The sequence below is a fragment of the Sphingobacterium sp. SGL-16 genome, from assembly GCF_011043515.1.
GTDB lineage: Bacteria > Bacteroidota > Bacteroidia > Sphingobacteriales > Sphingobacteriaceae > Sphingobacterium > Sphingobacterium litopenaei.
This window is the reverse complement of the sequence record NZ_JAAKGQ010000010.1, coordinates 1-13,100: the sequence shown is the minus strand read 5'-3', so window position 1 is coordinate 13,100 and position 13,100 is coordinate 1. Positions and strand designations below refer to the sequence as shown.

At 35.6% G+C, this 13,100-nt stretch carries 14 protein-coding genes; 9 read left to right on the top strand and 5 right to left on the bottom strand.

Annotated features, from left to right (window positions below):
• Positions 1-50 precede the first annotated feature (50 nt).
• Positions 51-698, top strand: a complete 648-nt coding sequence (locus G5B32_RS05420; protein WP_165290534.1) for a carbonic anhydrase — start codon at positions 51-53, stop codon at positions 696-698.
• A 77-nt stretch (positions 699-775) separates the two neighbouring features.
• On the opposite strand, the gene G5B32_RS17635 is transcribed toward G5B32_RS05420, so the two are convergent.
• From G5B32_RS17635 to G5B32_RS05405, 3 genes are read right to left on the bottom strand one after another with little or no spacing between them, the layout of a single operon-like run.
• Positions 776-1,069 carry a TonB-dependent receptor gene (locus G5B32_RS17635; protein ID WP_410528460.1) on the bottom strand — a complete coding sequence of 98 codons (294 nt, stop codon included), beginning with the start codon at positions 1,067-1,069 and terminating at the stop codon, positions 776-778.
• A 5-nt stretch (positions 1,070-1,074) separates the two neighbouring features.
• The gene (locus tag G5B32_RS05410) at positions 1,075-2,871 is read right to left on the bottom strand and encodes a M56 family metallopeptidase (RefSeq protein ID WP_165290533.1); all 1,797 of its coding nucleotides are present in this window, start codon (positions 2,869-2,871) and stop codon (positions 1,075-1,077) included.
• Between the two features lie 4 nt (positions 2,872-2,875).
• Positions 2,876-3,247 (bottom strand): BlaI/MecI/CopY family transcriptional regulator, encoded by a 372-nt coding sequence (locus G5B32_RS05405; protein ID WP_165290532.1) that lies wholly within the window; start codon positions 3,245-3,247, stop codon positions 2,876-2,878.
• Between the two features lie 217 nt (positions 3,248-3,464).
• Between G5B32_RS05405 and G5B32_RS05400 the strand changes: the two genes are divergently transcribed.
• Positions 3,465-4,751: a citrate synthase gene (locus tag G5B32_RS05400; protein ID WP_165290531.1), complete on the top strand. Its 1,287-nt coding sequence runs from the start codon at positions 3,465-3,467 to the stop codon at positions 4,749-4,751.
• Between the two features lie 77 nt (positions 4,752-4,828).
• Here G5B32_RS05400 and G5B32_RS05395 read toward each other — a convergent pair whose 3' ends face one another.
• Positions 4,829-5,257 (bottom strand): RNA-binding S4 domain-containing protein, encoded by a 429-nt coding sequence (locus G5B32_RS05395; RefSeq protein WP_240899006.1) that lies wholly within the window; start codon positions 5,255-5,257, stop codon positions 4,829-4,831.
• A gap of 87 nt (positions 5,258-5,344) precedes the next feature.
• On the opposite strand from G5B32_RS05395, the gene G5B32_RS05390 reads away from it, so the two are divergent.
• From G5B32_RS05390 to brnQ, 5 genes are all read left to right on the top strand, one after another.
• Entirely contained in the window at positions 5,345-6,166 is an 822-nt protein-coding gene (locus tag G5B32_RS05390) for a 2,3,4,5-tetrahydropyridine-2,6-dicarboxylate N-succinyltransferase (RefSeq protein ID WP_165290530.1), read from the top strand.
• A 16-nt stretch (positions 6,167-6,182) separates the two neighbouring features.
• Positions 6,183-6,764, top strand: coding sequence for an L-threonylcarbamoyladenylate synthase (locus G5B32_RS05385; protein WP_165290529.1), 582 nt, complete (start codon positions 6,183-6,185; stop codon positions 6,762-6,764).
• A 7-nt stretch (positions 6,765-6,771) separates the two neighbouring features.
• A complete protein-coding gene (locus tag G5B32_RS05380) occupies positions 6,772-7,251 on the top strand; it encodes a DUF4920 domain-containing protein (RefSeq protein WP_165290528.1) in 480 nt (159 codons plus the stop codon).
• Between the two features lie 66 nt (positions 7,252-7,317).
• On the top strand, positions 7,318-8,157 hold the full coding sequence (gene folP, locus G5B32_RS05375) for a dihydropteroate synthase (protein ID WP_165290527.1): 840 nt from the start codon (positions 7,318-7,320) through the stop codon (positions 8,155-8,157).
• A 9-nt stretch (positions 8,158-8,166) separates the two neighbouring features.
• Positions 8,167-9,462, top strand: coding sequence for a branched-chain amino acid transport system II carrier protein (gene brnQ, locus G5B32_RS05370; RefSeq protein ID WP_165290526.1), 1,296 nt, complete (start codon positions 8,167-8,169; stop codon positions 9,460-9,462).
• Positions 9,463-9,568: 106 nt separating this feature from the next.
• On the opposite strand, the gene metG is transcribed toward brnQ, so the two are convergent.
• Positions 9,569-11,638 (bottom strand): methionine--tRNA ligase, encoded by a 2,070-nt coding sequence (metG, locus tag G5B32_RS05365; protein ID WP_165290525.1) that lies wholly within the window; start codon positions 11,636-11,638, stop codon positions 9,569-9,571.
• A 148-nt stretch (positions 11,639-11,786) separates the two neighbouring features.
• Between metG and G5B32_RS05360 the strand changes: the two genes are divergently transcribed.
• Together G5B32_RS05360 and G5B32_RS05355 are read left to right on the top strand one after the other, a co-directional pair.
• Positions 11,787-12,686, top strand: a complete 900-nt coding sequence (locus G5B32_RS05360) for an LD-carboxypeptidase (protein ID WP_165290524.1) — start codon at positions 11,787-11,789, stop codon at positions 12,684-12,686.
• A gap of 107 nt (positions 12,687-12,793) precedes the next feature.
• The coding region (locus tag G5B32_RS05355; protein WP_165290523.1) for a DoxX family protein at positions 12,794-13,100 on the top strand (307 nt) is incomplete at its 3' end.

The following is a 13,100-nucleotide window of genomic DNA, read 5'->3' as shown; positions in this document are numbered from 1 at the left end:
ACTTTAACTTGGTCTCCTAGTTTAGAGACTCACAAAATAAATTTAACAAAATGGGTAACAAAGACTTAGAATTAGGATTTGAGAAAATATTAGAAGGTAACAGAGAGTGGGTTGATTTCGTAAAACAAGACGAATCAGGAAGATTTCAACAGTTAGCGAAAGGTCAAAGCCCTGAAGTACTTTGGATTGGATGTGCGGATAGTAGAGTTCCGGCAAATGAAATCACAGGTAAAAAACCAGGTGAAGTATTTGTACACCGTAATATTGCTAACATGGTAATCCACTCTGACATGAGTATGTTATCTGTATTGGATTATGCGGTTAATGTATTGAAAGTAAAACACGTAATCATTGCAGGTCACTACGGTTGTGGCGGTGTAGCTGCTTCTTTGAGCCGTCAACAATTTGGTGTAATTGACAACTGGTTGTGCCACATTAAAGATGTCTATCGTCTTCACGCTGCTGAAATTGATGCTATCGAAAATCACGAGGATAAAGTAAATCGTCTTATTGAATTAAATGTTAAAGAGCAGGTTTTCAACCTTTGTACTACTTCTATCGTACAAAATGCTTGGAAGGACCGTGACGATTTAGCTGTACACGGTATGGTGATCAACATTGGTACGGGTGAATTAACTGACTTAGGCTGTACTTTTACAAGTAACGAAGATCTGGGTGAAGTGTTCGCTTATAAATAAGATTTAATATCTCATATTAAATCTTAAAACAAATAGCACTCAAGTTGAGTGCTATTTGTCTTTAATAAATACTTATTTTATTTTTTATATCCTGTAACTGTTACTTCCTTTATAGCTCCCTTAGTATTAACTTTAACAGAGTCACTTTCCTTTGATTTGTAACCAATTATCACAACCTCTTTGTTTTTATTTTTCTTGGTAACAATTTTAATAACACCATTCTTAGCGTTATCACCAAATTCAGCTATGTAGCTACTTCCTTTAAAAACCGATACGGACTCTATATCATTAGGATTTAAAGAATTTATATCAAAATCTAAGTTCTGAGCTTTATCATCGATGACAAAAAGTGGTCGCTCTTCTTTAGGTATTTCATTTATTGATTTTTCCCCTCTAGTCTTATACCTGGACTTCGCGTATTGGTGTTTGAGTCATCATCATTTTTTAAAAATATCCCTATTTCATCATTTGACCTTTCTTTTATGCGCGCCGATGAATTGTGTTTTGTAGTGACTATAATCACACCATCCTTACCATTATCTCCATACAAAGCAATAGCACTTTGATCTTTTAGTACAGAAATAGATTCAATATCATCAGCTTTTATGCTCGATAAATCAAAACCCTTTCCTTTTTCTACTCCGTCTAGGATATATAGTGCCTTCTCTCTTTGTTCTTTTAATTTTTCTTCACCTTGAGCAGAGATTGCGTGTATTACACCGTCATAATCTTCCCAGTTAGATACTAACGAACTGTATTTTCCTTTCATAACCGATCTTGACATCATTTGTGTTAATTGCTTTAAGTTCTCATCAGCAATTGCTAAAAATTCACTTTTAGAAACAATCTTGCCGTCGTAATCGTAAATAAATTTCTTTGTTTTATCAATTTCAGACTTGCTTTTCAGGCTTTTGACGTCGACTTGCGTTTGAGCTGGCTTTTTGTTTTTTGAAGTTAATACAAATAAACCTTCGGAATTATCCTTACCAATTTTCTTACGAATCTCTTCCTTGTCTTTATAAATATCTACAGCAGAAATTTCCTTTCTGGGAAATTCTAGAAATTCATCAAGACTAACCAGTTTTCCATCAATTTCAAAATGGAGGTTTTTACCTTCTAGTTCATTGCGGTCAAAATCAGGTGCTAATAATGGATATTCCTTTTCTTGATTACTTGTATCTAAAGAAATTATATCCGTACCAATCGTATTTTTTAATAATTCACCAACTTCACCTTCCATTTTTACTTTTAAACTCTCATCTAACACGGTGGTGTTTTGTGATTTCTTCACTATTTTTTCAATATTCTTTTCTGCTTTACTTATCGTAAAGGACGCTCCTGCGATCAACAAGATAGGAAGTAAGAAAGCATACTTGCTCAATTCCAATTTGGAAGAGCGTTTTTTGTTCATCATCATAATGCGCTTTTTTAGGGTTTTAAAATTAAATTGGTTACTAATACCCACCGCAGCACCTTGCTTGGTGACATGTAGTAACGAATATTGATAGTTTTGCTTGTCTACCCCTTTATTTAGCACCTGTTGATCAGTCAGGAATTCTAAATTTTGACGTACAGCATTGCGCATCAGCCATACGAAGGGATTGTACCAACAAAACACCAATATTATTTCGAACAACAAAATATCTACTGTGTGATGGCCTCTAACATGTACAATTTCGTGTGCGAAAATATCTTGCAACTCGATTTCTCGATGTTGCTCTTTATGAATATATATTTTATTGAAGAATGAAAAAGGAACTACTGGAAATAAGACGTTACGGAATAAATAGGAATGCCATGTAGCATCTTTAGAATTTAAGTGAATACGAAGCAAACTAAATAGTTGAACCAAAAATTTTAGCACAAAAACAATTGCTACCGTACTAAACACAGCAATAATAATATCCAATAGTGATATTCCAGAACTTGCAGAATTATTCAAAAAAACAGGAGTAATAAATTCAGGCAGAAATGCTGTATCAATTACTTCACTTTTAGTAAACCAAGTTTTAATATCTATAAATGGATATACAAAAGCATATATACTGGCTATTATAAAATAAATCCTATTTAGTACATAAAAAGTCAACCCTTTCAGAAGGAAGTGGTACCCGAAATAAATTAAAGCCAATAAAAGGTTTACTTGAAGTATGTAGGTTAGTAGATTTTCCATTGCATCAGGATTTATTATGCTTGATCATTTCCATCAGCTCTTCCAATTCTTTTTCACTCAATTTTTCTTCTTTAATAAAGAAGGAAACCATTTCCTTGTAAGAATTTTTAAAATAGTCACCCACAAAAGAATTCATAAACTTTGCACGATACTCTTCTAACGTAATGGTAGGCTCATATCGTTTAGCATTCGCGTATTTTACAGCTTTTACGTAACCTTTTCGTTCTAAATTCTTAATTGTAGAAGCTAGTGTAGTATAAGGAACTTGTTCTTCGGGCTTCATATTATCTAAGATTTCTTTTACAAAACCGCCCTTTAATTGCCAAACAGACAACATTGCTTCTTCTTCTTGTATAGTAAGTTTCTCTAATTTCATCGTAGTACATTTTCAATTAAAACACTAATCTACGAATATCTCGTAGAATAACAAATTTTTCGTAAATTATTTCTCAGGTTTTTTACAGAATTAGATAATCAGATAGTTAGACTTATGAAAACTTTTAATTTATGACTGATAAATGTCATTTAAACTTGTTTTAAGTTTAGTTTTTCTTATCGAATTTTATACTTTTGTGTATACAAGAAAATTGATTATGTCGGAAACAGCATCTATAACTTTAAATGGCAAGACGCTTGAGTTATCTGTAATCACAGGAACTGAGAACGAAAAAGCTATTGATATTTCAAAATTAAGAGACCAATCAGGATATATTACATTAGACCCGGGATTCAAAAATACGGGTGCTACTAAAAGTGCTATTACATTTTTGGATGGCGAAAAAGGTATTCTAAAATACCGCGGCTATAAAATCGAAGATTTAGCAGAAAAATCAACTTTCTTAGAAGTTGCTTATTTATTGATTTATGGCGAATTACCTTCTAAACAAGTTTTAGAAAAATTCAGATCTGACATCAAAGGTCAAATGATGGTTCACGAAGATATGAAAAACTTCTTCGCTGGATTCCCATCAAAATCTCACCCAATGGGTCAGCTTTCATGTTTAGTCGGTGCTTTATCAGCATTCTATCCAGAATCTTTAAATCCAAATCAAAACGAAGAAGAGGAATATCAAACTATCGTGAATTTGATCGGTAAAATGCCTACTATCGTTTCATGGATTCAAAAGAAATCATTAGGTCATCCAGTTGTATACCCTAAAAAAGATTTGGGTTATATCGACAACTTCATGAACATGATTTTTGGTGAAGTAAACTGCGATAAAATCTTTGATGATGCTGTATTGGATGCAATGCGTGTTTTATTAATCTTACACGCAGATCACGAGCAAAACTGTTCGGCTTCTACAGTACGTATAGTAGGTTCTTCAAATGCTAACTTATATGCTTCTATCTCAGCAGGTATCAATGCTTTGTGGGGTCCTCTTCACGGTGGTGCTAACCAAGCTGTAATTGAGATGTTGGAAGATATCAAAAAAGACGGTGGGGATGTAGAGAAGTACTTAGCTAAAGCTAAAGACAAAAACGATCCATTCCGTTTGATGGGCTTTGGTCACCGTGTGTACAAAAACTTCGATCCACGTGCTAAAATCATCAAAAAAGCAGCTGACGAAGTATTAGAAAAATTAGGAGTACAAGATCCAGTATTGGATATTGCTAAAGGTTTAGAACAAGCTGCATTATCTGATCAATACTTTATCGATAGAAAATTATATCCAAACGTTGACTTCTACTCAGGTATTATCTACCGTGCATTAGGTTTCAACGCAGAAATGTTTACGGTACTATTTGCGTTAGGTCGTCTTCCGGGATGGATCGCACAATGGAAAGAAATGCGTGACAACAAAGAGCCTATCGGCCGTCCACGTCAAGTATATACTGGCGAAGTGGATCGTGAATACGTAGACTTAGAAAATAGATAATCTATTATCCTTATAAAAAAGCAAAATCCTCAAATAACTTTGAGGATTTTGCTTTTTTATGTTTCCAATGTCTTAAACTAATCTTCTTCCTGATCCCACCATTCACTGGCCTTTAGATCATCTATTTCACGACGATCACGTTTGGTTGGACGTCCTGTTCCTCTATCACGCTTTAAGATTGGAGCTTGGAACACCGATTTAAAACCATAGGTTTCCTCTACTGGAGTATGATCTTCATAATATTGAACAGCTGTTTTGGCATCTACTCTTCTTTCCAACAATCCTGTCACTAAGATTACTTTTCGTTCAATTCCTTTTTGAATAGCGTAGATCTCTCCTACTTTGACAACATAAGAAGGTTTTATATTTTGTCCATTCAGCTTCACACGTCCGGCTTTGCAAGCTTCCGTAGCCAAGCTACGAGTTTTGAAGATACGAATAGCCCACAAATATTTATCAATACGTAATTTTTCCGATTCACTTGCCATACCCAAAAATACTAACATTCTTTCAAAATAATGACTTCTACACGCTATTGATTTGCAGAAAAATGAGCATATTTGTAGTTAATATTTAGAGATTTATATAAGAAAATGGAAATTCAAAAACTTCAAAAATTAATCGAAGAAGCTTGGGAAGATAGACAATTATTAGGCAATAAAGAATACTTTGAGGCTGTACAGTCCATCATTATGAAATTGGATAATGGTGAATTACGTGTAGCTGAACCGCTTGGAAATCGCTGGCACGTAAATGACTGGATAAAAAAAGCAGTTATTCTTTATTTCCCTATTCGTGATATGAAAGTGATCGAAAATGCGCCTTTCGTTTACCACGATAAAATGAAATTAAAAACCAACTATAAAGAATTGGGGGTACGTGTAGTACCTGGTGCTTCTGCTCGTTATGGAGCTTATTTGGCTAAAGGTGTAATTATGATGCCTTCCTACGTAAATATTGGTGCATTTGTTGACGAAGGTACCATGGTGGATACATGGGCTACAGTTGGATCATGTGCACAAATTGGTAAAAACGTACACTTATCAGGCGGTGTTGGAATTGGTGGTGTATTGGAACCAGTCCAAGCTTCTCCAGTTATCATTGAAGACAACGTATTCGTAGGTTCTCGTGCTATTGTGGTTGAAGGTGTTCGTGTTGAAACTGAAGCAGTATTAGGTGCTAACGTCGTATTAACAGCTTCTACTAAGATTATCGACGTTTCAGGTCCAGAGCCAAAAGAATACAAAGGATATGTGCCAGCTCGTTCGGTAGTGATACCTGGTTCTTACACTAAGAAATTCCCTGCTGGCGAATATCAAGTACCATGTGCCTTGATCATTGGTCAACGTAAAGAATCAACTGACAAGAAAACATCATTAAACGACGCTTTGCGCGAGCATAACGTTGCTGTTTAATAACAAATTAATAGATATGGCGAATACATTTGTGGATAGAGAGGATATTAATCAGGCTTTAGAAACATTAAAAAACGGCGGACTCATTTTGTATCCCACGGATACCATTTGGGGAATCGGCTGTGATGCTACTAATGCAGAAGCGGTGGAAAAGGTATTTGCTTTGAAAGGAAGAGATAAAAGCAAAAGTATGCTTATCCTGCTGCACAACGACAATCAGTTGGCAAGCTATGTAAAGGATATTCCAGATGTAGCTTATGAATTAATCGAAGCAACGGATAGACCAATGACTATCATTTATTCAGGTGCTAAGAATCTAGCTGAAAATGCAATTGCAGAAGATGGTAGTATAGGCATACGTATTGTAGATCATCCTTTCTGCCAACAATTGTTGCAGCGATTTAGAAAACCTATCATTTCTACTTCTGCCAACCTCAGTGGACAACCTTCAGCAGCGAATTTCGACGAAATCGCGGATAAAATTAAAGAAGGTGTAGACTATGTTGTTAAATTCGGGCAACACGATACCGCAAAAAGTAAACCTTCTATCATAATGAAGTTGGATCCATCTGGAAAATTTGAATTTATACGTAAATAATAATACCATGAAAAAGTTAATTAGCCTTTGTGCATGCTTAATCGCATTAACAACAGTTGCTTTTGCACAAGAAAATATCAAACCCGCTAAAGCAGGTGTGCATTATGGCAAAGCTATCAACAACAAAAATGCGATTTCAGTACAAAAATTGGAAAACACCCTAAAATCTAAAAAAGAATACACGGGAAAAATAGAGGGTGAAGTAATAGGTGTTTGTAAAAAGAAAGGATGTTTTCTAACCTTAAAACGTGAAGGTCAAGAAGAGCCAATTATGGTTCGCTTCAAAGATTACGGATATTTTGTTCCTACTGATATTGTAGGCAAAACTGTAGTATTAGAAGGTAAAGCTAAGGTAAAAGAGCTTTCTGTGAAACAATTGCAACATAATGCAGAAGATGCTGGCAAAAGTGCAGAAGAAATTGCTAAGATTACGCAACCTAAAACAGACATCAACATTGTGGCTGATGGCGTATTAGTAGTGAAATAATATTTTCAAATACCAGAACCAAAAGGCTGTAGTGAAAATTACAGCCTTTTTTATATTTTTATAGTTATGAAGATGCTAAAGCCTTCCCCATGCCAATCTATCAATATCAAAGGTTCGTTGATGACGTTTGAGAAACCTATAATCATGGGAATTCTTAATATTACTCCTGACTCTTTCTTTGATGGTGGAAAACACAATTCCTTAGAGAATGCTATTGATCACGCTTCTCATATGATAAATGATGGTGTCGATATTATTGATGTAGGTGCTTATTCATCCCGCCCAGGAGCACCAATGATATCTTCACAAGAGGAAATAGACAGAGCTATTCCTATTATTGAAGTTCTTGTAGAAGAATTCCCTCAAATTCCACTTTCTATTGACACCTTCAGAGCGGATGTCGCAAAAGCTTCTATTAAGTCAGGCGCACATATTATCAATGATATTTCAGGAGGACTTTTGGACGAAGATATGTTTAAGACCGTAGCTGAATTAAAAGTACCGTATATTCTAATGCATATGCGAGGCACACCTGAGACCATGCAACAACTAACTGACTATGATGATGTAGTAAATGATGTGGCCGTAGATTTAGGAGATAAGATTTCAAAATTAAGAGAATTGGGTGTAAAAGATATTATTCTTGATCCCGGATTTGGCTTCGCCAAAACTATAGAACAAAATTATGAATTGCTAATGCGTGTAAATGAATTGCATTATCACGGTCTACCAATATTGGGCGGTATTTCTCGAAAATCAATGATTTATAAAAAATTAGGCGTTACGCCTCAAGAATCGTTAAATGCCACTACAGCTTTAAACACCTTATTATTGGAGAGAGGTGTGCAAATTCTTCGTGTGCATGACGTGAAAGAAGCTAAACAACTTACCCATCTATTATTCTAACCCTACCTAATGAAGAAGAACCAAGACATTATTACTATTGGATTTGCCCTATTTGCAATGTTCTTTGGAGCAGGCAATTTATTACTACCTCCCTTTATTGGATTACAAATTGGCGATCATGTTTGGATTACCATATTGGCTTTTGGCTTAACAGGGATACTATTGCCTTTTTTAGGAATTCTTTCTATCGTTAAATCTGGCAATTCTTTACAAGACTTAGGGAACAAAGTGCATCCAAAATTAGCTCCTATTTTAGGATTTATAATTATGCTATGTATTGGTCCATTGATCGCTATCCCAAGAACTGCAGCCACAACTTACGAAGTAGGGCTTCTTCCAAATTTTCCAAATTTTAATCCTATAGTTTCTTCTATACTTTTTTTCGGGATCACTTGGGCGTTGACTATTGTTCCGTCAAAAGTAGTGGATATCATTGGAAATATTCTTACCCCGGCCCTTCTTATATTACTACTTTTACTGATTGCAGTTGGAATATTTAATCCACTAGGAGAATACTCCAGTAGCTCATTAACGGCTTTAGATTCTTTTTCACTAGGATTTACCGAAGGTTATCAAACATTGGATGTATTAGCTTCGGTGATTTTCGCTGGAATAATTATCCATGCAGCAAAAGCCAAAGGCTATAACAGCGTACAAGAGAAAAGTTCGGTAGTCATATCTTCAGGGGCCCTATCAGCTATCTGTCTGTTTATCATATACGGAGGATTAGTATATTTAGGGGCGACCTCGAATATTGCGGATGCGAGCATCAGTCGATCGGCCTTATTGATTCATATTGCTAAAAGCACTTTAGGAGATTATGGTATGATCGCTATTGCTATCAGTATCGCTTTGGCATGCCTTACCACTTCTATTGCTTTAACTGCAGCTGTAGGTTCTTTTTTCTCAGATTTATCTGGGGGAAAATTGAGTTATAAATTGTTGGTAACTCTTTGTTGTGTGGTTTCTGCTGCTTTAGCTGTGACCGGAGTTGACAACATCATTAAATTTGCTTACCCTCCACTTGCATTTGTTTATCCTATTGTCATCACTTTAGTATTATATATCATCCTATTTGGAAGCTTTGTAAAGACTAAACAACCTTACATAGGGGCATTAATTGGTGCTACATTAATTGCTATTATTGGAGTTTTAAAAATATTGGGATTATTAAGTCCGGAATGGATTTCACGATTTAATCACCTACCATTTTTTGATATAGACTTAGGCTGGATATTACCTTCCTTCATTGGATTTATTATAGGCTTGCTAAGAAGTAAAGCCAAAAAGCTGGCAACGCTTTAAAAATTGATTGGGTATTTGTCAAAAACAACAGAAATAAATTAGTATCCATAAAAAGAGCAAAGACGTAAACATCTTTGCTCTTTCCAATATATATCTTAGTCCAAGACTATCTTACCGTACTACCTGATTTAATACCCGAAGTAGGATTTACAAAGTCTAATCTACCATCCGCATCTTCAGCCATCAAAATCATACCTTGAGACTGAATACCTTTGATTTCGCGAGGCTCTAGGTTTACTAAAATTGAAACTTGTTTGCCAACGATATCTTCTGGTGCAAAGAATTCAGCAATACCCGAAACTACCGTACGTTGGTCAATACCCGTATCGATTTTCAACTTCAACAATTTCTTTGTTTTCGCCACTTTCTCCGCTTCTAAAATTGTTCCAACACGGATATCCAATTTCATGAAGTCATCAAAAGAAATATTTGGTTTTGCAGGAGAAACAGAAGTGTTCGCAATCGCATTCGCTGCTTTCGCCTCTGCTAATTTTTGCAATTGTGCTTCAACTTGTTCGTCTGTGATTTTTTCGAACAACATTTGAACTTCACCCAATTGAGCATTTGTAGAGATAAGATCTTTCGTACCTGCTTTATCCCAATTTTGCTGTGGAAGTTCTAGCATTTCGAACAATTTAGCTGAAGTCTTAGGCAAAAAGGGCTGCGCCAGAATAGCCAAATTTGCTACGATTTGAGTCGCGACATTTAATACTGTTTTAACACGCTCTTCATCAGTTTTGTAAACTTTCCAAGGCTCTTCGTCAGCCAAATATTTATTACCCAAACGTGCTGCATTCATAAAGTGAGAAAGCGCTTCACGGAAACGGTAGTTACCGATAGATTGCTCAATTAATCCAGGATATTTTGCCAATTCGTCGAAAACAGCATTATCTGTGTCATTAAATTCTGAACCTTTCACTACTTTACCGTCAAAGTATTTGTGTGAAAGAACCATTACACGATTTACAAAGTTTCCTAAAATCGCAACCAATTCATTATTAACACGTGCTTGGAAATCTTTCCATGTAAACTCCGAATCTGATGTTTCAGGAAGGATTGAAGTCAACACATAACGTAGTTCATCTTGCTTATCTGGGAATTCTTCCAAATATTCGTGCAACCACACGGCGTGGTTACGTGAAGTAGAAAGTTTGTCACCTTCTAAATTTAAGAATTCGTTTGCTGGTACATTTTCTGGCAAGATATATTCACCATGCGCATGTAATATCGCCGGAAAAATAATACAGTGGAATACGATATTATCTTTCCCGATAAAGTGAATCAACGTCGAATCGTCCTCCGAATTCGCTTGTTTCTTCCAATAATCTTCCCAGTTTTTGCCATTGTCAATAGCCCATTGTTTAGTCGCTGAAATATAACCTATTGGCGCATCTAACCACACATACAACTTTTTACCTTTTGCTTCTTCTAAAGGAACATCAACTCCCCAATCCAAATCACGTGTCATTGAACGAGGTTGCAAGCCTGATTTCAACCAAGAAGAGCATTGACCAAATACATTGGATTTCAATTCATTCTTTTTACCCTCGATTAACCATTCTTCCAACCAAGGTTGATATTTATCCAATGGCAGATACCAGTGTTTTGTTTCTTTAAGAATAGGTGTTTTGCCACTCAAAGTAGATTTCGGATTAATCAAATCTGTAGGACTCAATGATGTACCACATTTTTCGCATTGGTCACCATAGGCGCCTTCATTCTGACAGTGAGGACATGTACCAGTAATATATCTATCCGCTAAGAATTGGTTAAATTCTTCGTCGTAATATTGCTCAGAGAACTTTTCAATAAATTCACCTTTTTCATACAAATTCAAGAAAAACTCTTGTGATAATTCATGATGAACAGGCTCTGAAGTACGGTGGTAAATATCAAATGAAATACCAAAGTTTTCGAAAGATTCTTTGATCTGCTTATTATATTTATCAATTACTTCTCTTGGTGTAACACCTTCTTTTTTAGCACGTATCGTAATGGCAGCACCATGTTCATCCGAACCGCACACATACACCACATCTTTATTGTTCAGACGCAAAAAGCGCACAAAAATATCGCCCGGAATATATGCTCCAGCCAAGTGACCGATATGCAAAGGACCATTTGCATACGGCAAAGCCGAAGTTATCGTATAACGTTTTTTAGACAAATTGCTCAATATATTGTATTTTTAAGGTGAAAACTTTTTAAAAATTAGAGTACAAAGATAATTCAATTTGTCCTTAATAAATAAGGCTTGCTCAAAATATTCTAAAAAGTCTTCAATAATTATTTACATTGAAAAATATACGTTTAAAACATTGAATATGAATACTCCCCAACCATTGAAAAAAGGTGATAAGATAGCCGTTATTTGCCCAGCCAGTTATATTAGTGTAGACTTAACGGAAGCTTATGAGGTACTGAAAAATTGGGGATTAGAACCTATAATTTATTCTTCTGTAACAGCTCAACACCATCAGTTTGCAGGCAGTGACACACTAAGAGCGAAGGATTTTCAAGAAGCATTGGATAATCCTGAAATAAAAGCTATCATAGCAGGTCGCGGAGGATATGGATGTGTACGTATTATTGACCAAATCGATTTTTCATCTTTTGAGAAAAGACCAAAATGGATAGTTGGTTTCAGCGATATTACAGCCATCCATAGTCATATTCAACATAACTTTCAAATACCTACTATCCATGGGCAAATGGTTAAATCTTTTTTGGATGCTAGTGAAGAATCGCTTACTACATTAAGAAATGCACTTTTTGGAGAGAATGTTGATATTTCATATTCCAACTCTATCTATCCCAATCGTAATGGAACATCCAAAGGTATCCTAACGGGAGGAAATTTAGCTTTATTGCAGAGTGTATTGGCTTCTCCTTCTGACGTAGATTATGAAGGTAAAATACTATTCATCGAAGATGTAGGTGAATCACATTACAATATTGATCGAATGCTTTGGACTTTAAAAAGAGCGGGAAAATTGGATAAATTAGCGGGGTTAATTGTGGGTGGTTTTACCGATTTAAAAGATTCAGACCCAGCTTTTGGACAACGTTTTGAGGATATCATTATGGATAAAGTTCGCGAGTATGAATATCCTATTGCTTTCGGATTTCCTGCAGGACATATGGAGGATAATAGAGCTTTGATTTTGGGTAAAGAAGTACAACTTACAGTAGAAGAAGAAAAAATTACACTGACATATTTATAATAAAAATCATATCTAACTATGAGTAGATCCATCACCCACATTCGCAAAGATGTAGGATTATTAATTATAAGAGTCGCTATCGGAGGTTCTATGCTGGCTTTCATGGAATGCCTAAAATAGTTAAAGACCCCGAAAATTGGGAAAAATTAGGAACAGCCATGCACAAAATAGGTATAACTTTTATGACTTCTTTTTGGGGATTTGCAGCAATGGCAGCGGAAAGTGTAGGAGCAGCTTTAATCATTCTTGGCTTATTCACACGTCCCACAGCTTGCGTATTAGCTTTCACTATGCTTATTGTTTCTATTTCGCACTTAGCAAATGGCGATGGAATTATTAAAGCTTCACATCCGATGGAATTAATGTTAGTTTTCATAGCATTGGCTATTGCCGGAGCAGGGAAATATAGCGTTG

What these genes read in the sequence shown, in the direction of transcription:
- G5B32_RS05390 (WP_165290530.1), top strand. Translation starts at nt 5,345, where the DNA reads ATGGAAATTCAAAAACTTCAAAAATTAATCGAAGAAGCTTGGGAAGAT.
- folP (WP_165290527.1), top strand. Translation starts at nt 7,318, where the DNA reads ATGAAGATGCTAAAGCCTTCCCCATGCCAATCTATCAATATCAAAGGT.
- brnQ (WP_165290526.1), top strand. Translation starts at nt 8,167, where the DNA reads ATGAAGAAGAACCAAGACATTATTACTATTGGATTTGCCCTATTTGCA.
- G5B32_RS05395 (WP_240899006.1), bottom strand. Translation starts at nt 5,257, where the DNA reads ATGTTAGTATTTTTGGGTATGGCAAGTGAATCGGAAAAATTACGTATT.
- G5B32_RS05420 (WP_165290534.1), top strand. Translation starts at nt 51, where the DNA reads ATGGGTAACAAAGACTTAGAATTAGGATTTGAGAAAATATTAGAAGGT.
- G5B32_RS05385 (WP_165290529.1), top strand. Translation starts at nt 6,183, where the DNA reads ATGGCGAATACATTTGTGGATAGAGAGGATATTAATCAGGCTTTAGAA.
- G5B32_RS05405 (WP_165290532.1), bottom strand. Translation starts at nt 3,247, where the DNA reads ATGAAATTAGAGAAACTTACTATACAAGAAGAAGAAGCAATGTTGTCT.
- G5B32_RS05410 (WP_165290533.1), bottom strand. Translation starts at nt 2,871, where the DNA reads ATGGAAAATCTACTAACCTACATACTTCAAGTAAACCTTTTATTGGCT.
- G5B32_RS05400 (WP_165290531.1), top strand. Translation starts at nt 3,465, where the DNA reads ATGTCGGAAACAGCATCTATAACTTTAAATGGCAAGACGCTTGAGTTA.
- G5B32_RS05360 (WP_165290524.1), top strand. Translation starts at nt 11,787, where the DNA reads ATGAATACTCCCCAACCATTGAAAAAAGGTGATAAGATAGCCGTTATT.
- G5B32_RS05380 (WP_165290528.1), top strand. Translation starts at nt 6,772, where the DNA reads ATGAAAAAGTTAATTAGCCTTTGTGCATGCTTAATCGCATTAACAACA.